The following is a 19,171-nucleotide window of genomic DNA, read 5'->3' as shown; positions in this document are numbered from 1 at the left end:
TCTGCCAAGGAATATTTGATTAAAGGAGCGATAACAAATGACAGGGAAAATTATTTTACCTCCACAACAGGGGAAGCCTAGTGATGTAGAGCGTATTAAAAGCGATAGTAATTATCTACGCGGAACATTAGAGCGTACGATGAACAATCCATTAAGTTCAGGTATCCCAGAGGATGATAACCGTCTAATGAAATTCCATGGTAGTTACTTACAAGACGACCGTGATCTTCGGAATGAACGCCAGCGTCAAAAGCTTGAGCCTGCCTATCAATTTATGGTGCGTGTACGTACACCGGGCGGAGCAGCAACTTCAGCACAATGGCTAGTAATGGATGAAATGGCGAGAAAGTATGGTAATGGCTCCTTAAAATTAACGACACGTCAGGCATTCCAAGTGCATGGCATATTAAAATGGAATGTTAAAAAATATATGCAGGAAATCAATGAGGTGTTATTAGATTCTCTTGCAGCTTGTGGAGATGTCAACCGTAATGTGATGTGTAATGTGAATCCAAATCAATCCGCATTACATGAGGAAATCTATAATTGGTCTGCCAAATTAAGTGAGCATTTATTACCTAGAACACGAGCTTACCATGAACTATGGCTAGATGGTGAAAAGGTAGTTGATAGTCAGGATGAAGAAGTTGAACCTATATATGGTGCGCAATATTTGCCACGGAAATTTAAAATTGGTATTGCGATTCCGCCAAGTAATGATGTGGACGTATTTTCACAAGATATAGGGCTGATTGCAATTGTAGAGGAGGGTAGGTTAGTAGGCTTTAACTTAGCCGTTGGTGGAGGAATGGGTATGACACATGGCGATCATGAAACATACCCGCAGCTTGCTCGAGTAATTGGCTTTATCACACCTGATAAACTACTGGAAACAGCGGAGAAAATTATTACGATTCAGCGCGATTATGGGAATCGTTCGGTTCGTAAAAATGCACGTTTTAAATATACAATTGATGCCAGAGGACTTGAGTGGTTTAACGAAGAACTAACACGTCGTCTAGGTTGGACTATCCAAGAGGCCCGTCCATTTACTTTTAATCGCACAGGTGATGAGTTTGGTTGGATTAAAGGGGCAGAAGGTCAATGGCATTATACATTATTTATTCAAAATGGACGTATTAAGGACTTTGAAAATTATGAGCTTTTAACAGGATTACGTGAAATTGCGAAAGTGCATACAGGTGATTTCCGTTTAACGCCAAACCAAAATTTAATGATTAGCAATGTAACGCCGCAAAAGAAGAAAAAAATTGCTGCTATCATTGAGCAATATAACCTTACAGATGGAGCGCGTTATTCTGCATTGCGCCGAAATTCGATTGCTTGCGTATCATTACCAACATGTGGTTTAGCTATGGCAGAAGCCGAGCGTTACCTGCCTTCTCTAATTACAAGAATAGAAACCATTATTGAAGAAGCATGCTTAAACGATACAGAAATCGTTATTCGCATGTCAGGCTGTCCGAATGGTTGCTCGCGTGCAGCAATGGCTGAGATTGGGTTTATCGGTAAAGGTCCAGGGAAATATAATATGTATTTAGGAGCAAGTTTTACTGGTGATCGTCTCAATAAAATATATCGTGAAAATATAGGTGAGGAGGAGATATTAGCGGAGCTTCGTCCAATACTGCTCCACTATGCGAAGGAACGTCTAGATGGCGAGCATTTCGGGGATTTTGTTATTCGTGCAGGTTATGTAACAGCTGTGTACGACGGACGAGATTTTCATCATAAATAAAATAATAGCCCTGTAGCAAATTTTCTCTGCTACAGGGCTTATGTTGCAATATGACACCAACACTAAGAGACGTGTAGCAAGATATTTGCTACACGTCTTTTTTAAATGGAAAAGTCTTCGGGGATAAAGACTTTTAATTGCTTTGGTTTGACAAATACATGGTCACCAACCATAAGTTGAAGATTAGTAAATTGTTCTTTAGTCAGTTCTGCCTCTAAAAATTCATCTATATCTTCACGACGTAGCTCAACCTGTACGATAGGTCCGAGCAAATGAATATGGCTTACTTTGACGGGGACAGTACCAGATATATTTGTTTTCTCAATTTGAATATCATGGGGACGTACATATCCTACTGCATGATCCTCTGTGTATACCTGTGCGTCAGGTACATCAATCGCAAATTCACCATGCAGGAGCTTACCATTATGTAATCGTCCTTTAAAGAGATTCACATTACCTAAAAAATCATAAACAAAAGGGCTTTTTGGATTTGTGTATACGTCGTCTGGGCTACCAATTTGCTCTATCTTGCCGTTGTTCATCACGACAATTCGGTCTGCAACATCGAGTGCCTCTTCCTGATCGTGTGTGACAAAAATACTTGTAATATGAAAATCATCGTGAAGCTTTCGAAGCCAACGACGCAATTCCTTGCGCACTTTAGCATCCAGTGCTCCAAAAGGTTCATCTAATAAGAGCACCTTGGGTTCCACGGCGAGAGCTCTAGCAAGTGCAACTCGCTGACGTTGCCCACCTGAAAGTTGTGTTGGATAGCGATCGGCGAAATTTTCCAGTTTTACGAGTCTTAGAAGTTCCATCACTTTGTTCTTTATTTCTAATTTAGATGGTCTTGTTTTACGAGGACGTACTTTAAGACCGTAAGCGACATTATCAAAAACGGTCATATGGCGAAAAAGTGCATAATGCTGGAACACAAAGCCTACATTTCGCTCCTTTGGATGGCGATCGATCATCGATTGACCGTCAAATAAAATCTCCCCAACATCGGATGTTTCAAGCCCAGCAATAACTCGTAGTAACGAAGTTTTGCCAGAACCAGATGGGCCGAGAAGGGCAACTAGTTCTCCTGATTGAATATGAAGAGAAACATCTTCTAAAGCTTGAAAGGAACCGAATTTTTTGGATACATTTTTAATTTGGATACTCATGCTGACAATACCCCCTTTAAGCAGATTTTGATTTCCAAGCAACAATATCTTTAACGATAAGTGTAATAATGGCGATCACGCTCATCAGTGAAGCAACGGCGAAGGCTGCTGCAAATTGGTACTCATTGTATAAAATTTCAATATGAAGGGGCATTGTATTTGTCATTCCACGAATATGCCCTGATACAACAGAAACGGCCCCAAATTCACCGATTGCCCGAGCATTACAAAGTATAAGGCCGTACAATAAGCCCCATTTGATATTCGGCAATGTCACATACCAAAACGTTTTAAAACCATTAGCACCAAGTGAAATGGATGCCTCCTCCTCGGAAGTACCTTGTGTCTGCATAAGAGGAATGAGCTCCCGTGCAACAAATGGCAACGTGACAAAGACAGTAGCGAGGACAATACCAGGTAGCGCAAAAACAATTTTAATGTCATGTTCAAATAGCCAATCACCAAATAATCCCTGTGAGCCAAATAACAAAATAAATACTAAACCAGCAATAACGGGAGATACTGCAAAAGGAAGATCCACAATTGTAAGAAGTAGATTTTTCCCTTTAAAGTTGAACTTTGTTAAAGCCCAAGCAGCCATAATTCCAAAAATTGCGTTTAATGGTACGGCAATTGCGACGACAGTTAAGGTTAACTTAATAGCTGCCAATGCATCTGGATGTGTGATAGCTGCTACATATACATCTACTCCTTTTTGAAAGGCAGTAAAAAAAATCGATACTAGTGGAAGCACAATGAAAAATGCTAAAAAAGCTAGTGCAATAAATGTTAGCGTATATCGGACAAAACGTGGCTCTTGTAAGGCAGCAGACTTTGTCGCTGCATTATTTTTTTCAGGAGCAACTTGCTGAATAAATGTAGATTGTTCCATAAATACCTCCTAATGTACAAAACGACGATTTGCCAACCATTGTATTAAATTAATGCTAAACAATAGAATGAAGGACGTGACCAGCATGACCACTGCAATAGCAGTTGCACCAGCATAGTCATATTGCTCGAGCTTAGTCATAATTATTAACGGTGTAATTTCAGTCTTCATCGGCATATTACCGGAGATAAAAACAACGGAGCCATACTCTCCTAGTGCACGTGCAAAGGCTAATGAAAATCCTGTTAAAATGGCAGGAGCAAGCTCTGGAAAAATCACTTTACGAAAGGTTTGTAGGCGAGTTGCTCCAAGGCTTGCTGAGGCTTCCTCAACCTCAGCACTAATATTTTGTAAGACAGGCTGCACAGTACGAACGACAAATGGTAGCCCGATAAATGTAAGGGCAATGATAATGCCGAGTGGCGTAAAGGCAATTTTAAAATTAAAAAATTGACCAATCCAACCGTTTGGCGCATAGAGTGACGTTAAGGCAATTCCTGCTACAGCAGTTGGCAAAGCAAATGGTAAATCGACAAGTCCATCGATGATTCGTTTAAACGGAAAGTGGTAGCGTACAAGCACCCATGCAATGATTGTGCCAAAAATAACATTTAATAAACCAGCAGCGAGTGCAGTACTGAAACTTACCTTATAGGAAGCGACAGCACGAGGAGCGGTCACAATATTAACAAACTCTGCCCAGCTTAAGGACATTGTATGAATAAAAATCATCGATAGCGGCAATAAGACTAGTAAGCTAACGTATAACATCGTATAGCCCAGAGAAAGGTGGAAACCTGGAATAATGCGGCGTGTTTTTTCATTAACAGTTAAACTACTCATAACATTCCTCCTTATTGAGGTACATAAATTTCATCGAATGTACCACCATCTTTAAAATGCGTCGCTTGCGCTTCTGCCCAACCACCAAAATCATCGATTGAAACGAGTTCAAGTTTTGGGAATTGCTCTTGATATTTTGCTAGAATTTTTTCATCTCGTGGTCGATAGTAATTTTTTGCAGCAATTTCTTGACCACGCTCACTATATAAATGCTTTAAATAAGCCTCCGCTACTTTGCGTGTACCTTTTTTATCAACGATTTTGTCGACGATTGACACAGGTGGTTCAGCTAAAATACTTAAAGAAGGTGTAATAATATCAAACTCGTCACCCAATTCATGGAGCGATAAATATGCTTCATTTTCCCATGCAATTAGGACGTCACCAATTTCACGTTCAACAAATGTTGTTGTAGCACCGCGTGCACCAGAATCCAGTACTTCTACATTGCTATAGAGAGCTTTCATAAATTTTTTTGTTTTTGCCTCATTATTTTTATATAATTTCCCTGCATAGGCCCAAGCAGCTAAATAATTCCACCGTGCACCACCAGATGTTTTAGGATTTGGTGTAATGACAGATACATCGTCTTTTATTAAATCATCCCAGTCTTTAATACCCTTTGGATTGCCTTTGCGTACTAAAAAGACAATAGTAGATGTATAAGGTGTAGAGTTATTTTCAAATTCTGTTTGCCAATCTTTATTTAATAGGCTTCGAGCTTGTGCAATCTCATCAATATCGAAAGCTAGTGCTAGTGTAACAACATCTGCCTCAAGACCATCAATTACAGCTCGACCCTGTTTACCGGAGCCCCCATGTGATTGTTTTATCGTTACATCTTGACCGGTTTCATCCTTCCATTTTTTTATAAAATCTTTGTTGAATTCCTCGTAAAGCTCACGTGTTGGATCATAGGATACATTTAGTAGCTCCACAGATTTTCTTGTATCCTGAGCACTTGTATCTTTTTCAGAAGAGCTGCTACCACAGCCTGTTAATGTTAGTGCTAATGCAGATATAAGTACTAACGATTGGAAAAGATGTTTCCTTTTTTTCATAAAATTTCGCTCCTTTTTGATTTAGAAAATACAAAAGACCATCTACCAGAACGAATAATAATCGTCTTAAGTAGATGGCCTTCAGATCCTCTGATCAGCATTTTTATATTGGTTTGATTCAAAGCTTAGTTATACATTAAACATATATTTCCTATTAGTCAACAAGGAATTAAAAGTACTTCTTTTGATTATCATCATATGCAAGAATACAGTATAAAAATTTGGGCTCATTGAAATGAATTTTTTGTGAAAAGCCTAGTTGACTACTTGGTGTACTTTAGTATATATTTGGTAATAAGAAAAATGATTGTAGAATGAGGTAGCCAATACTAGTGAACAATCATTGCATAAGCTGGCTAGTCAAACTAGAGGCGTTTTAACGAAGACATGTCTATATATGTCTTTCGTTGGAACGCCTTTTTCGTTATGAGGGGGATTATATGTTAACATATGCAACTTGGCATGAGCCAACATTGAATTTTCAGGTAGACGAAACTTACAAGGCAGCACTGGAGGTTTTACAGTGGAGTTATGCTGAATATGGCGAAGATATCGTCTATGCATGTAGCTTTGGGATTGAGGGAATTGTCATGATTGACCTTATTTCAAAGGTGAAGCCCGATGCTACGATTGTCTTTTTAGATACAGATGTTCATTTTAAGGAAACATATGAAACGATTGATAAAGTAAAAGAAAAATATCCGAAGCTGAACATTATTATGAAAAAACCAGCACTTACATTCGAACAACAAGCTGCTGAATACGGTGATGAATTATGGAAGTCTAATCCAAACAAATGCTGCGAAATTCGCAAGATTGTGCCGTTGCATGAATCATTAGCGAGCGCAAAGGCTTGGATATCAGGCTTGCGTCGTGAACAATCACCAACCCGACAAAATACGAACTTTATTAATCGTGACGATAAATTTAAATCCATTAAAATTTGTCCACTCATTCATTGGACATGGAAGGATGTCTGGCGCTATGTCTCAAAGCATAGTTTACCGTACAATCCATTGCATGACAGGGGCTATCCAAGCGTCGGCTGCGAGCACTGTACAAAACCGGCATTTACAATGGATGATTTGCGTTCAGGCAGATGGCAAGGGTCTGGTAAAACTGAGTGTGGATTACATGAGTAAAGGAGTTTTGCCATGCTTGAATATGTAGCAATAGCGATTAGTTTATTTTTTGCGATGAATATAGGTGCTAGTGGAGCGGCAGCCTCAATGGGAGTTGCTTACGGTGCAGGTGCCATTAAAAAGGCCTGGCAAGCACTGCTCATTTGCTCAGTGGGTGTTTTTTCTGGGGCAGTTCTTGGAGGTGGAGAGGTAGTAAAAACAATCAGCTCCGGCATAATGCCGCAAGAGTACATTACGGTAAAGATTGTCATTATTATTTTAATTTCTGCAACGAGCTCACTATTTTTCGCCAATCTTTTAGGTATCCCATTATCAACGAGTGAAGTGACAGTGGGAGCAGTTGTAGGTGTAGGAATTGCCTATAAAGTGTTATACATTAAATCATTACTTGTTATCATATCGTTTTGGGTAATAGTTCCAATTGTAGCGTTTGTCATTGCATTTGTCTCTGGGAAGTGGCTGTATAAATTACGAGTTAAGGGCTTGCTAAAAGATCATCCAATATTAACGATTCTCCTTGTGTTCGCTGGATTTTTCGAAGCATTTTCAGCAGGGATGAATAACGTAGCAAATGCAGTTGGACCTCTTGTAGGTGCAGGGATGATGAGTGTAACAACAGGCATATTGCTTGGTGGGGCATTTGTGGCGCTTGGCTCAATGCTTCTTGGAAAACGAGTGCTTGAAACAAACGGTAAAAAAATTATGCGCTTTGAGAAGGCAGAAGGGGTACTAATATCGAGTACAGGTGCACTCCTAGTCGGTGTAAGCTCTATTTTTGGACTTCCCGTGCCATTAACCCAAGTAACATCCTCTTCGATTATCGGAATGGGGATGGCCAATAACGGAAAACAAATTTTCCATAAGCATATTGTGAAAAAGATAATCCGTATTTGGATTGTCTCGCCAATCTTTTCTTTAGCCATTTCTTATTTTTTAGTACAGCTATTCTTAGAAAAAGATTTCTATACCATCATATTAATTGGCAGTATTATTGTTGGAACGCTTGGTGTCATTAGCTTAATGCGAACAATGCGTGAAGAAGAGCGCTCAATATACGATGCGGGTGAAGGAATTTAATACCCGAAAACATATAAAACTAAGTAATTCAATAAAATTAGGAGGATATTTTGATGAGTTTACAACCACATGGTGGACTATTAGTGCAAGCAATTAATCTAGAGGAGGATGTAACACCTATAAAGAAAGTAATTGAACTTGATGCCATTTCACTAAGTGATTTAGAGCTAATTGCTATTGGTGGCTACAGTCCAATTGAAGGATTTTTAACGCAGGAAGATTATGAATCAGTTGTTGAACATACACGCTTAGCGTCTGGCGTGGTATGGAGTATTCCGATTACATTACCTGTAGCAGAGGATGTAGCGGCAACATTGCAGCCAGGTGATGAGGCTAAATTAGTATACGGTGATGCTGTTTATGGCGTTATTGAAGTTGCTGATATTTATGAGCCAAATAAGCAGAAAGAGGCATTGTTAATATACGGCACGGAGGATTTAGAGCATCCAGGTGTTAAAAAGTTGCATGAACGTCCAAGTATTTATGTGGGCGGAAAAATTACATTAGTAAAACGACTAGAGCAAAGGTTCCCAGCCTATTCATTTGATCCGTTTGAAACACGTCAAATTTTTGAAGAAAATGGGTGGAAAACAATTGTTGGCTTCCAAACACGGAATCCTGTACATCGAGCACATGAATATATTCAGAAGGCTGCACTTGAAACAATTGATGGATTATTTTTAAATCCACTAGTTGGGGAAACGAAATCAGACGATGTTTCAGCCGCAATTCGCATGGAGAGCTACGAAGTTTTGCTGAAAAATTATTATCCTGAAAATCGTGTGCAACTAGGGGTGTTTCCAGCTGCCATGCGTTATGCAGGACCAAAGGAGGCTATTTTCCATGCACTTGTACGAAAAAATTATGGCTGTACACACTTTATCATTGGGCGTGACCATGCAGGTGTTGGTGATTACTATGGCACATACGATGCACAAAAAATCTTTGAACAATTTACGGAAGATGAATTAGGAATTATTCCATTAAAATTTGAGCATAGCTTCTATTGCAACAAATGTGAGGGAATGGCAACAACGAAAACTTGTCCACATGATAGCTCTGCTCATGTCATTTTATCGGGTACTAAGGTTCGTGAAATGTTACGTAATGGCGAAGTGCCTCCTAGTAAATTTAGCCGTAAAGAGGTTGTGGATGTATTGATTAAAGGAATGCGTAAGGAGGTTTTAAAGTGAGTTCAAATATCGTTTGGCATGAAGCTTCCATTACGAAAGAGGAGCGCCGTACACAAAACAAGCATCAAAGCTTTATTTTATGGTTCACTGGTTTATCAGCATCTGGAAAATCTTCGGTGGCGAATGCATTTGCACGCCGACTCTTTGAACGTGGCAATCAAGCATTTGTCTTAGATGGTGATAATGTTCGCCATGGCTTAAATAAGGATTTAGGATTTGATGAAGCTAGTCGAAAGGAAAATATAAGACGAATTGGAGAGGTATCTAAGCTTTTTGTGGAAAATGGACAAATTGTTCTAACTGCTTTTATTTCACCTTACCGAGAAGATCGTCAAGTTGTCCGTCAGCTTGTGGAAGTTGGGGAATTTATAGAGGTTTATGTGAAGTGTTCTGTTGAAACATGTGAAAAGCGTGATCCAAAAGGTCTTTATAAAAAAGCGCGAAATGCGGAAATTCTAAACTTTACTGGAATCAGTGCACCCTATGAAGAACCGGAAAATCCAGAAATTACTTTAGACACAGAACTTAATTCTATCGAAGAATGCGTAGACCAGCTCACAGACATATTAACTTCAAAAGGATATATTTAGGCTTAATAACCACGAGTAATAGTGGTGTGTTTATATTTAATAAATTTGCTTTCATAAAGAATCTGCTTACTCCTGAGGAAGCAGATTTTTTTAACTGCTTTCAGCGGTGTTTAAACAGCCGCTAAAAAGGACAAAGCTGGTTCCGGACGCAATTATGCCGAGGTATATTTGATTGAGAAATTTACCCATTTTTATAGAACGTTCCCAAATGTTGTGAGATGATTAAATCATCAATCATTATAGGAGATGAAAGAAATGAGCATACATATTCAACTATTAACCGAGGATATTATAAACCAGAAATTATTAAATGAAATATTGGAACTTTGGAATGAAAATGCCATAGAAACTGCAAATTGTGAATTAGGAGAGAGTGAAAGGAAGGGAATTCAAGAACAGCTAGAACAATATATTAAATCAAAATATGGGGCCATTTATATAGCAACGAATGAAAATAATGAAATGATTGGTTTTGGAATGGCTTCGATCAAAAGAGATTTTATTTACGATATGAACTATGGCCAAATAGACGAAGTATATGTAGTACCAGTATATAGAAGACAGAAGGTTGCTAAACGTCTAGTAGATGACTTAGTGATTTGGTTTAATGACGAGCATGATACTTCAGTAGTAAATGTTTATGTAGATTTAGAAAATGACTTAGCACTAAATTTTTGGGAAGGTATTGGTTTAGAAAAAGAATTTTTTATGCTATCAAACAATTAAAAAAGTGGCCAATGAAGTCTATTCGTTGGCCACTTTTTTGAAAAGTTATTTAATGCCTTGTTCCTTTTTCATCCGATCAATTTCAGGCCCAAGCTCGTCGTGAATTGTACCTTTCCAAGGTTTTACACCAGCAATGTATGAGGAGCGAGTCATTATATGCCCTCCGACAGGACCTGTGATGAACAGGAACAGTATGCCAAGCAAAATGCGGGGATTAAAGTGATCTTCAATAAGCCAGAAGTGAAAGAATACGCCAATGAGTACGCACATAACACCGAGCGTTGCACTTTTAGAAGCAGCGTGGGCACGTGTGTACAAATCAGGTAAACGGACAAGACCAATGGCTGTCACGACAATAAATAGCACCCCGATAGAAATGAAAAAGATAACTAAACTATTAGCGAGTATTGTCACGTTTAATGATATCTCCTTTCTCTATGAATTTAGAGAAAGCAACCGTACCGATAAACGATAAAATCGCTAACAATAATATAATCTCTAGGAAGAAGCTTGTTTCAACCAATACTGAAAACAGTCCAATTAGCGAGATGACTGATACACCTAATGAATCCAATGCTACCACACGGTCGGATGCAGAAGGTCCTTTAACCATTCGATAAATAACTGCAACCATCGATAAGCAAATCACCACAATTGCAGTAATAATAAACGTTGTCATGATTTACTCACCTCCAAAATCGCTTTCTCAAATGAATCCCGAATTGCAGTAATTGCTTCATCGACATCACTCATGTCGATAGCATGTACATACAAAGTTTTTGCATCATCTGATACGTGCACTACTACAGTACCAGGTGTTAACGTAATGAGACTCGATAATAATGTAATTTCCCATTCTTGTGTTAAAACAGTAGGATAGGCGAAGAACGCAGGCTGCATATCCAACTTTGGCTTTAAGACCACTCGAAGCACTTGTATATTCGCTAACACTAACTCTTTTAAAAAGAGTAAAGTCAATTTAATGATTGCCCATATGCGGTAGACGTAAAGACGGGTTGTAAAAAATCTACGCATAATAACGAGTAATACAATACCGAGAATGAACCCAATGATAAAGCCTGTTGCTGTGTAATTAGAAGAAAGGAACATCCAAACGAAGGCAAGCATAACATTTAAAATAATTTGAAATGCCATATCTCTAATCCTCCTTCAATACAGCATCTATATAAATAGATGGATCACTTAATAGTTTTGCTGCATCGTCCATAAATGGTGTAATCCATTCAGAACCAACGCCATACGCTACGGTAATGAGCACTAGAATAACAGTAGGCATGAATAGTGTATGATAGACTTTTTTATCGACAGTACCTGTCGTTTCTTTTTCCTCACCCCAAAAGGCATAAAGGAAAATACGAATAACGGACAATAACACGAGAAGTGACGAAGCTAAAATAAAAATACTGCTCCAGTTACTGCCTGCTTCAAAGCCTCCCTGAGCAATTAACAGCTTTCCGACGAAGCCACTAAGTGGGGGAATCCCTGCTAAACCAAATGCTGCAATTAAATAGAACCAACCGAGGGCAGGGTATTTATTCATTAGACCGCCCATTTTTCGTAAATCAGATGTGCCCGTAATGTAAATCACTATACCTATTAACATAAAGAGCGCTGCTTTTATAAGCATGTCATGAATTAAATAGAACATGGCACCTTTTAGGGCGATTTCATTCATTTGAGATACACCGAATAAAATAACACCTACAGCAATGACGATATTATAGATAATGATGAGCTTCACATCGTGATAGGCAAGAGCACCGATACAGCCCGCAATAATTGTTGCAACTGCTAATGCCATTAGTAGATCATGCGTATATGATAAATCATGAACGAAGAACAATGTATATGTTCGAGTAATCGCGTAAATGCCAACCTTTGTTAATAGTGCACCAAATAGCGTTAGTACTGGTATTGGAGCTGCCGCATATGAAGTTGGAAGCCAGAAGTATAACGGGAAAATAGCCGCTTTTAACCCAAATACCATTAAAAATAGTACAGCTATAACCGTAACAATACCTGGCTGATTAATGTCAGCAATTTTTACAGCAATATCTGCCATGTTTAATGTGCCTACTACTGAGTAAAGGAAGGCAACTGTTATAACAAACAATGCAGAAGAAATAACATTAATTAAAATATATTTAATGGAACCTTTAAGCTGTCCTTTTTCGCCCCCAAGAACGATGAGCAAATAAGAGGCCATTAACAATACCTCGAAGAATACGAAAAGGTTAAAAATATCGCCTGTCGTAAATGCCCCGTTCACCCCAGTTAAAATAAACATGATCCCAGGATAATAGAAGAAGCGTTCGCGTTCCTTTGTGATGGAACCAAAGCCATACCAAACAACAAAGATGGCAATCAGAAGCGTTGTTGTGACAAGTAGTGCGGACACCATATCTGAAACCATCGTTATACCATACGGCACAGGCCAGTCCCCGAACGTCACCTTTTGTATACCGTCATTCTTCACCTTTATAAGCAGTGAAAGGGCTGATATAAGTGCGAGCCCTATACCAAGTAATGCGAATGAACGCTGGTATTTTAAGTTTTTTTGCCCAAACATCAAAATTATACCGAAGAAAAACGGAATGATAATGGGTAGTAGAAGGAAGTTATTCATCCTCATCACTTCCTCTCATTAAGCTTATATCATCTGTCTCGAGCTCTTGGTAAGAACGGTAAGCAAGTACAAGGAAGAAAGCAGTTACCCCAAAGCTAATAACAATCGCTGTTAAAATAAGCGCTTGTGGTAATGGGTCTGCAAAAGTTTTTGCCCCTTCCTTTAAAACAGGTGGTGCTTCTCCACCAAGCCCGCCCATCGTTAAAATGAGAAGGTGAGCACCATGACTTAAAAGCCCTGTCCCGATTATAATACGCAATAAGCTTTTGGATAAGATTAAATAAACCGCTGCCATAAACAAAAAGCCTATGACAAACGCCATAATTATTTCCATTATTCATCCTCCCCAATCGTTTGAATAATGGTCATCGTAACGCCGACAACAACCAAATAGACACCGCTATCAAAAAGCATAGCCGTGTGTAATGACTGTTTGCCTAGAAGCGGTAAATCGAAATAATCAAAGAAATGTGTGAAAAACGGTTTACCTACAAACATTGGGAAAGCGGCTGTTGCTAGGGCTAGAAGTAAGCCAATTGCAGTTAAATACGTATAATTTATTGGTAAAACTTTACGAACCGTATTTAAATCAAAGGCAAGGACTAAAAGTACGATAGCACTCGATGTTAAAAGTCCACCGACAAAGCCGCCCCCAGGTGTGTAATGACCAGCAAGGAAAATATGAATGGAGAAGAAGAAAATAATGAAGAATACAATTTTTGTTGTAAATTGTATAATGACATCATTTGTTTTCATGCGATTTCTCCTTTCTATTCATGCGTAGCTTGATCATTGCTAAAATGGCCATTCCAGCAATACCTAGCACTGTAATTTCAAATAATGTATCAAAGCCACGGTAGTCTACTAAAATTACATTGACAATGTTTCCACCGCCAGCTTTTGAATAAACTGTTTCCTCATAATACTTCGAGATAGTCGGAATCAATTTTTGTGAATGTGCAGACAGTGCTATAAGCGTAACCATAACACCGACAGCAATGGAAACAATTGCCCGATTTAATTGGAATCGCATGCGCTCTTCTCGTTTTCCAAGCTTCGGCAGATGATAAAACGCTAGTAAAAATAGCGCAACAGAAATCGTTTCAATGACAAGTTGTGTCAATGCTAAATCAGGAGCATTAAAAATAACGAAGAACAATGCTACTGTGTAGCCGACAGCACCAAGACCTATAATCGCTGTTAAGCGTGACTTTGCTAAAATTGTAATGGCTGTTCCAATGACTAATACTACGACTAAAATGATTTCGTAAGGACTAATAGGTGCAGTATCTTGGAAGGAGACTGTAAAGGCCTTCTTCACAAATAAGGAACCTATGACAATCGCGGCAATACTACTAAACATATATAGCAGGTAATGACGCATAGAGCCTGTCATATATAGACGTGATACACGATTTAATCCTACGTCCAGTCCAAGCATTATTTTGTCGTATGCATTATTCAATGTTAAAGATCGTGGGAATTTTTGATAAATACCCTGCCATTTCGGTAATGATACAAACAATAGAACCCCAATAATTACTATGCCAAATGTCATGATTAATTCGGGTGTAATTTCACCATGCCAAGCCGCCACGTGAATATTAATATCCTTTGGTGAATCATATAAGAATGGCTGAATGGCTTGTACTGCTGGCTTTACAAAAGTATCCCCTACTAGGTTCGGAATAAAGAAGATTGTTACCACTAATGCTGCTAAAATCATCGGTGAAATCAGCATGCCAATTGGTGCCTCATGTGGTTTGTGAGGTAATTTCTCTGGTGTATATTTACCAGTAAATGTTCTGAAAACAAAATAGAAACTATAGACAAATGTAAAAATACTAGCAATCCAAGCGACAATCGGGAAGAGTGCTCCCCATGTATCAAAGCCGAAAAATTCAAAATTTTGCAGTGCAAGCATTGCTGTTAAAAACATTTCCTTACTTAAGAAGCCGTTAAATGGCGGTAGACCGGCCATTGATAAGCTTCCGATTGCCGCGACTGTAAAGCTAAGCGGCATAATACTCATTAAGCCACCGAGCTTACGAATATCACGTGTACCTGTTTCATGATCGACAATACCTGCAATCATGAATAAGCTTCCTTTAAATGTTGCATGGTTGATCAGGTGGAAGATCGCCGCAAAAGCAGCAAATTTAATCGTATCTGTTGCCCCATTTCCATGAAATGCTAAGGCACTAGCTCCGAGCAATGACATAATAAGGCCAAGCTGACTCACTGTAGAGAACGCAAGGATTCCTTTTAAATCTGTTTGTTTCACAGCAAAGAACGAACCCCAGAATAGCGTTAAAATACCTACGCCTGTAACGAGCCATACCCAAAGCTCAGAAACTGCGAAAATTGGTGTAAAGCGTGCTACTAAATAAATACCTGCCTTTACCATTGTTGCGGAGTGAAGGTATGCACTTACTGGTGTTGGCGCTTCCATTGCATCTGGTAACCAAATGTAGAATGGGAATTGTGCAGATTTTGTAAATGCGCCTAAAAGTATTAAAACGAGTGACCAAGTGAACATTGGATGCTGCACTAAGTTAGGTGCCATGACAATAAGTTCACGGATTGAATACGTTCCTCCCATTAAATACAGAAGGATGAATCCTCCTAACATCATTAAGCCGCCGCCGACTGTAATCATCATTGATTTAAGTGCACCAAAGCGAGATGCATCACGAGAATACCAGTAGCCAATTAGTAAAAATGACGAAATGGATGTTAGCTCCCAAAAGAAGTACAAAGAAATTAAATGATCTGACTGTACTACTCCTAGCATTGCGGTCATAAATAGTAATAAGTAAACATAAAAATTATGTAATCTTTCTTTATGTTTGTCTAAGTAAAAAATAGAGTAAAGTACGACTAACGAGCCAATTCCGGTAATGAGTAATGAGAACAGCAAGCTAAGTCCGTCTAAATAAGAAACGACGGAAATATCAAGCGATGGAATCCAAGGAAGCTCTTCAAGAAAAACTTTACCATCTGCTACTTTTGCGATATATGAGGCGTAAATAATCGCGAGTGTAGCAGGGACTGCAAGAACAAACCAGCCTGTGTGAATATTTTTAATGCGTTTATATAAAAATGGCACAAATATTGCAGCAAGCATTGGAATGAAAATATAAAGTACTTGTAACAAAAAAATCCTCCTTTATGCAAGTAAGTAGGTTAATTATAACGCACTTTTTGTATGAATGCATATGCACTCATAGGATTTAGCTTGCGATAGTGGAAGAATTTTGGATATATTATAAATAAGAAGTTATCAATAAAAATAGAGGAAAAAAATTTTTATGAGAAACCCTTATATTTATGGTTATCTACCATTGATTACGATTTTGTTATTTAGTTTGACGTTTGGTATGTATGCTGTAAGTGAATCATTGCAAGTTTTTCATGCAATTGGTGTATATTCTGGCATGCGGGAGTTTTTATCTGATTTCGAGCTCCGTGTTTTTTTACTAATTGTCTTTGCGGGAATCTTTTTTATGTTATTTTCAGCATTAAAATTAGTAGGGGAAACGATTCATGAGCTTGGAATGTTATTTTTCTCAAAGGATAATGATGGTGCGACAGTTCATCAAGCACGAGGCGGATATATCATATTATTAGTTGGTGCAATATGTTCAGCCTTTGCTATTCAATTTATTTACGTATTAGTAGGTATTTTTGTCTTAACCGTTTTTATCTACTTTATTTACCTTATCTATAAAATGAGCCATTTTATGTCGATGAGTGGAACGATTGGCTTACTAGTATTTGAGCTATTTATGTGGACAATACTATTATCGCTAATAATTTATGTTGTTTTAAAATTGTATAATGGCATCTTGGCAAGCTTGCCGTTTGCACATTAAATGCCTCGATTTTCATTAAGTATTTATCCAATTACATAATACCGTTCAACGAGAAAAGGAGCGGCCCAGAGTGATGAATTTCACTTAGGGCTGCTCCTTTTCATTGAGAATATATGACTATTTACTGTAGTAAAACATTAAATAGTTGATGGTGAATCTTATAGTCTTCTAATCTTTCCATAGATTGTGGCTTATCATAGCCTAGCCAAACTGCTGCTGTGTATTCATCGTTTAATCCTGCAAGCCAGTAGTCGCGATAGTTGTTAGTTGTTCCTGTTTTCGCACCGACATAGTTACTTCTACTATAAACGCCTTGTCCTGTACCTCGAGTAACAACATCTGAAAGGATTGAACGCATATTCTTAACCGTTTTAGGTGACCAAATTTGATCGCGTGCTGGATCCCAGCTGTAAAGCTCCGTTCCATCAGCTGCTGTTACTTTACGGATGCTATGGGCTTGCGCGTATGAGCCGTCTATAAAGCTTGTATAAGCGTCTGCTAGCTCGAGTGCTGTAACACCATACGTTAAACCTCCCAAGGAGACAGCATAATTATGGTCTTTTGCCACGATGGAGCGAAAGTTAAAACGATCTAAGTAACTAAATGCTGTATCAATTCCGACTGTGTTCAACAGACGGAGAGCCGATGTATTGTAGCTATATTGAAATGCTACTCGAATTGGTACATCACCGTATTTAAAGCCGCCATAGTTTTGAGGACAAAATGAACCGACACAATAACTGCCACCACTCACTATAGAATCAGGTGTGTGTGCTGTCGTTTCAAAGAACGGTGCATATACCGCTAATGGCTTAAAGGCAGAGCCTGGCTGACGCGTTCCTTGAAAGGCTCGATGATAACCAAACTTTTCATAGTTCTTCCCTGCATACAGACTAACTACTTCACGGGATTTATTATCAATAACTGCTCCGGCTGCTTGTAATTGGCCTGGGCCTAGAATGGCAGTCATCTTTTTCTCATCATTTGCTTGTTTGTCTGGATTAAGCGCGGTATAAATCGTTAATCCATTTTGAAATAATATATTGAGTCGATTGTCTAGCTGCGCTTTGATTTTTTTCTTTTCTTCTTCACTTTGTGTTTTTGCAAGACGATCTGCATAGCCTTCTTTTTCTGCAACTAACCATTTAAGCTCTTGTAGGACGTATGTGCTGTACATTGGGTAGCTTTGCGCTTTATTCTTTACATTTAATGTTATCGTTTCAGCTTTATGTGTATTAGCATCTTCTTTTGTAATAGCGCCGCTAGTTGCGAGTGTATCTAATAACCGCTCTTGTCTCGCTTTTGTTTTATCAAAATTTTTAAAAGGATTATAAAGTGAGGGGTTATTTGGAATGGCCGCAATAAATGCAATTTCAGCTATAGATAATTCTTGGAGTGGTTTTTGAAAATAATAGGTAGCTGCTCCGCCAATTCCATAAACTTGATTGCTAAAATAGGCTTCATTTAGATACATCGTTAAAATCGTGTCTTTATCAAATTCTTTCTCAATCTCATAGGAGTAAAAAACTTCTGTTAATTTTCGTTCATATGTTTTTTCATCGGATAAATAACGCATACGAACGAGTTGCTGTGTAATAGTGCTGGCACCTTGAGACGTTGAATTCGTGCTTGAGTTAGCAACAACTGCACGGACGATTGCACTGAGGTCAAAGCCGATATGCTCATAAAAATGAGCGTCCTCACTTGCGATGAAAATTTCCTGGGCAATTTTTGGGATCTCTTGTAGTGTTAGAGGTTGCCTCCATTCGACATATTCCTCGCTAAATGTGTTGCCGTTTTGATCAATAAGTGTTATTGGAAGTTGTGGCTGAACTTCCGGTAAGTGAATAGCGCTAGCAATTTGCTCCTCATGCGCTTTTGCCGCATGGATTTCCGTCCTAATATTTGTACTAATCCACCAAAGGACAGGTAAGGATAGTAAAATGATAATAAAACCAAAAGCCTTTTTCATGTGTGCCTCCACTCTAAATATGAGTCACTCAAAAGAATAACATATTTTGGATGGTTTCCAAATACTCGTTCCGACCTATTTGCACTTTTGTTGACTCTTCGGCAAAGCGAGTTGATTTCCGTTCCGACTGGGCGCTTTGTTGCTGCCGCTTCGCTTTCGCACAGTTAAAACATTTGTTGCTGCCGCTTCGCTTTCGCACAGTTAAAACATTTGTTGCTGCCG

At 38.7% G+C, this 19,171-nt stretch carries 20 protein-coding genes; 7 read left to right on the top strand and 13 right to left on the bottom strand.

Annotation, left to right across the window (positions count from 1 at the left end):
* The first annotated feature begins 37 nt into the window (after positions 1 to 37).
* Positions 38 to 1,759 carry an assimilatory sulfite reductase (NADPH) hemoprotein subunit gene (gene cysI, locus ACQKN4_RS21040; RefSeq protein ID WP_427484729.1) on the top strand — a complete coding sequence of 574 codons (1,722 nt, stop codon included), beginning with the start codon at positions 38 to 40 and terminating at the stop codon, positions 1,757 to 1,759.
* A gap of 101 nt (positions 1,760 to 1,860) precedes the next feature.
* Here the strand turns inward: cysI and ACQKN4_RS21035 are convergent, their stop codons facing one another.
* From ACQKN4_RS21035 to ACQKN4_RS21020, 4 genes are read right to left on the bottom strand one after another with little or no spacing between them, the layout of a single operon-like run.
* Positions 1,861 to 2,931: a sulfate/molybdate ABC transporter ATP-binding protein gene (locus ACQKN4_RS21035; protein WP_079561522.1), complete on the bottom strand. Its 1,071-nt coding sequence runs from the start codon at positions 2,929 to 2,931 to the stop codon at positions 1,861 to 1,863.
* A 16-nt stretch (positions 2,932 to 2,947) separates the two neighbouring features.
* On the bottom strand, positions 2,948 to 3,823 hold the full coding sequence (cysW, locus tag ACQKN4_RS21030) for a sulfate ABC transporter permease subunit CysW (RefSeq protein WP_427484728.1): 876 nt from the start codon (positions 3,821 to 3,823) through the stop codon (positions 2,948 to 2,950).
* 9 nt (positions 3,824 to 3,832) lie between these two features.
* Complete coding sequence (gene cysT / locus ACQKN4_RS21025; RefSeq protein ID WP_427484727.1) at positions 3,833 to 4,666, bottom strand: sulfate ABC transporter permease subunit CysT; 834 nt, start codon at positions 4,664 to 4,666, stop codon at positions 3,833 to 3,835.
* 11 nt (positions 4,667 to 4,677) lie between these two features.
* A complete protein-coding gene (locus ACQKN4_RS21020; RefSeq protein WP_427484726.1) occupies positions 4,678 to 5,727 on the bottom strand; it encodes a sulfate ABC transporter substrate-binding protein in 1,050 nt (349 codons plus the stop codon).
* Positions 5,728 to 6,167: 440 nt separating this feature from the next.
* Between ACQKN4_RS21020 and ACQKN4_RS21015 the strand changes: the two genes are divergently transcribed.
* The 5 genes from ACQKN4_RS21015 to ACQKN4_RS20995 all read left to right on the top strand — a co-directional run bounded on the left by ACQKN4_RS21015 (position 6,168) and on the right by ACQKN4_RS20995 (position 10,455).
* Positions 6,168 to 6,869 (top strand): phosphoadenylyl-sulfate reductase, encoded by a 702-nt coding sequence (locus ACQKN4_RS21015; RefSeq protein ID WP_427484725.1) that lies wholly within the window; start codon positions 6,168 to 6,170, stop codon positions 6,867 to 6,869.
* A 12-nt stretch (positions 6,870 to 6,881) separates the two neighbouring features.
* Complete coding sequence (locus ACQKN4_RS21010; protein WP_427484724.1) at positions 6,882 to 7,946, top strand: inorganic phosphate transporter; 1,065 nt, start codon at positions 6,882 to 6,884, stop codon at positions 7,944 to 7,946.
* A 53-nt stretch (positions 7,947 to 7,999) separates the two neighbouring features.
* Complete coding sequence (gene sat, locus ACQKN4_RS21005) at positions 8,000 to 9,139, top strand: sulfate adenylyltransferase (RefSeq protein WP_427484723.1); 1,140 nt, start codon at positions 8,000 to 8,002, stop codon at positions 9,137 to 9,139.
* A complete protein-coding gene (gene cysC, locus ACQKN4_RS21000) occupies positions 9,136 to 9,729 on the top strand; it encodes an adenylyl-sulfate kinase (protein WP_079561529.1) in 594 nt (197 codons plus the stop codon). Before sat ends, cysC begins: the two co-directional genes overlap by 4 nt.
* A gap of 255 nt (positions 9,730 to 9,984) precedes the next feature.
* Complete coding sequence (locus tag ACQKN4_RS20995; RefSeq protein WP_079561530.1) at positions 9,985 to 10,455, top strand: GNAT family N-acetyltransferase; 471 nt, start codon at positions 9,985 to 9,987, stop codon at positions 10,453 to 10,455.
* 45 nt (positions 10,456 to 10,500) lie between these two features.
* Here the strand turns inward: ACQKN4_RS20995 and mnhG are convergent, their stop codons facing one another.
* Genes mnhG through ACQKN4_RS20960 form a run of 7 tightly spaced genes read right to left on the bottom strand, consistent with a single transcriptional unit; the run spans position 10,501 to position 16,259 of the window.
* The gene (gene mnhG, locus ACQKN4_RS20990) at positions 10,501 to 10,869 is read right to left on the bottom strand and encodes a monovalent cation/H(+) antiporter subunit G (RefSeq protein WP_079561531.1); all 369 of its coding nucleotides are present in this window, start codon (positions 10,867 to 10,869) and stop codon (positions 10,501 to 10,503) included.
* Positions 10,853 to 11,134, bottom strand: a complete 282-nt coding sequence (locus ACQKN4_RS20985; RefSeq protein ID WP_079561532.1) for a Na(+)/H(+) antiporter subunit F1 — start codon at positions 11,132 to 11,134, stop codon at positions 10,853 to 10,855. Before ACQKN4_RS20985 ends, mnhG begins: the two co-directional genes overlap by 17 nt.
* A complete protein-coding gene (locus ACQKN4_RS20980; RefSeq protein ID WP_079561533.1) occupies positions 11,131 to 11,610 on the bottom strand; it encodes a Na+/H+ antiporter subunit E in 480 nt (159 codons plus the stop codon). The genes ACQKN4_RS20985 and ACQKN4_RS20980 overlap by 4 nt, the downstream gene beginning before the upstream one ends.
* A gap of 4 nt (positions 11,611 to 11,614) precedes the next feature.
* The gene (locus ACQKN4_RS20975; RefSeq protein ID WP_079561534.1) at positions 11,615 to 13,102 is read right to left on the bottom strand and encodes a Na+/H+ antiporter subunit D; all 1,488 of its coding nucleotides are present in this window, start codon (positions 13,100 to 13,102) and stop codon (positions 11,615 to 11,617) included.
* The gene (locus ACQKN4_RS20970) at positions 13,095 to 13,436 is read right to left on the bottom strand and encodes a Na(+)/H(+) antiporter subunit C (protein WP_053593262.1); all 342 of its coding nucleotides are present in this window, start codon (positions 13,434 to 13,436) and stop codon (positions 13,095 to 13,097) included. The genes ACQKN4_RS20975 and ACQKN4_RS20970 overlap by 8 nt, the downstream gene beginning before the upstream one ends.
* Complete coding sequence (locus ACQKN4_RS20965) at positions 13,436 to 13,858, bottom strand: Na(+)/H(+) antiporter subunit B (protein ID WP_049669152.1); 423 nt, start codon at positions 13,856 to 13,858, stop codon at positions 13,436 to 13,438. Before ACQKN4_RS20965 ends, ACQKN4_RS20970 begins: the two co-directional genes overlap by 1 nt.
* The gene (locus ACQKN4_RS20960; RefSeq protein WP_079561535.1) at positions 13,845 to 16,259 is read right to left on the bottom strand and encodes a Na+/H+ antiporter subunit A; all 2,415 of its coding nucleotides are present in this window, start codon (positions 16,257 to 16,259) and stop codon (positions 13,845 to 13,847) included. Before ACQKN4_RS20960 ends, ACQKN4_RS20965 begins: the two co-directional genes overlap by 14 nt.
* A gap of 154 nt (positions 16,260 to 16,413) precedes the next feature.
* On the opposite strand from ACQKN4_RS20960, the gene ACQKN4_RS20955 reads away from it, so the two are divergent.
* The gene (locus ACQKN4_RS20955; RefSeq protein ID WP_079561536.1) at positions 16,414 to 16,977 is read left to right on the top strand and encodes a DUF5366 family protein; all 564 of its coding nucleotides are present in this window, start codon (positions 16,414 to 16,416) and stop codon (positions 16,975 to 16,977) included.
* 121 nt (positions 16,978 to 17,098) lie between these two features.
* On the opposite strand, the gene ACQKN4_RS20950 is transcribed toward ACQKN4_RS20955, so the two are convergent.
* A complete protein-coding gene (locus ACQKN4_RS20950; protein ID WP_427484722.1) occupies positions 17,099 to 18,949 on the bottom strand; it encodes a transglycosylase domain-containing protein in 1,851 nt (616 codons plus the stop codon).
* A 28-nt stretch (positions 18,950 to 18,977) separates the two neighbouring features.
* On the bottom strand, positions 18,978 to 19,171 hold a 194-nt coding region (locus tag ACQKN4_RS20945; protein ID WP_427484721.1), incomplete at its 5' end, for a hypothetical protein.

This window comes from Lysinibacillus sp. NPDC093692, from assembly GCF_050280125.1.
Lineage (GTDB): Bacteria > Bacillota > Bacilli > Bacillales_A > Planococcaceae > Lysinibacillus.
This window is presented reverse-complemented; position numbering and strand designations above follow the sequence as displayed.

Bases quoted from the DNA above. Each gene is read 5' to 3' on its own strand.
- cysI (WP_427484729.1), top strand. From the start codon at position 38: ATGACAGGGAAAATTATTTTACCTCCACAACAGGGGAAGCCTAGTGAT.
- ACQKN4_RS21035 (WP_079561522.1), bottom strand. From the start codon at position 2,931: ATGAGTATCCAAATTAAAAATGTATCCAAAAAATTCGGTTCCTTTCAA.
- cysW (WP_427484728.1), bottom strand. From the start codon at position 3,823: ATGGAACAATCTACATTTATTCAGCAAGTTGCTCCTGAAAAAAATAAT.
- cysT (WP_427484727.1), bottom strand. From the start codon at position 4,666: ATGAGTAGTTTAACTGTTAATGAAAAAACACGCCGCATTATTCCAGGT.
- ACQKN4_RS21020 (WP_427484726.1), bottom strand. From the start codon at position 5,727: ATGAAAAAAAGGAAACATCTTTTCCAATCGTTAGTACTTATATCTGCA.
- ACQKN4_RS21015 (WP_427484725.1), top strand. From the start codon at position 6,168: ATGTTAACATATGCAACTTGGCATGAGCCAACATTGAATTTTCAGGTA.
- ACQKN4_RS21010 (WP_427484724.1), top strand. From the start codon at position 6,882: ATGCTTGAATATGTAGCAATAGCGATTAGTTTATTTTTTGCGATGAAT.
- sat (WP_427484723.1), top strand. From the start codon at position 8,000: ATGAGTTTACAACCACATGGTGGACTATTAGTGCAAGCAATTAATCTA.
- ACQKN4_RS20995 (WP_079561530.1), top strand. From the start codon at position 9,985: ATGAGCATACATATTCAACTATTAACCGAGGATATTATAAACCAGAAA.
- ACQKN4_RS20985 (WP_079561532.1), bottom strand. From the start codon at position 11,134: ATGACAACGTTTATTATTACTGCAATTGTGGTGATTTGCTTATCGATG.
- ACQKN4_RS20980 (WP_079561533.1), bottom strand. From the start codon at position 11,610: ATGGCATTTCAAATTATTTTAAATGTTATGCTTGCCTTCGTTTGGATG.
- ACQKN4_RS20975 (WP_079561534.1), bottom strand. From the start codon at position 13,102: ATGAATAACTTCCTTCTACTACCCATTATCATTCCGTTTTTCTTCGGT.
- ACQKN4_RS20970 (WP_053593262.1), bottom strand. From the start codon at position 13,436: ATGGAAATAATTATGGCGTTTGTCATAGGCTTTTTGTTTATGGCAGCG.
- ACQKN4_RS20965 (WP_049669152.1), bottom strand. From the start codon at position 13,858: ATGAAAACAAATGATGTCATTATACAATTTACAACAAAAATTGTATTC.
- ACQKN4_RS20955 (WP_079561536.1), top strand. From the start codon at position 16,414: ATGAGAAACCCTTATATTTATGGTTATCTACCATTGATTACGATTTTG.
- ACQKN4_RS20950 (WP_427484722.1), bottom strand. From the start codon at position 18,949: ATGAAAAAGGCTTTTGGTTTTATTATCATTTTACTATCCTTACCTGTC.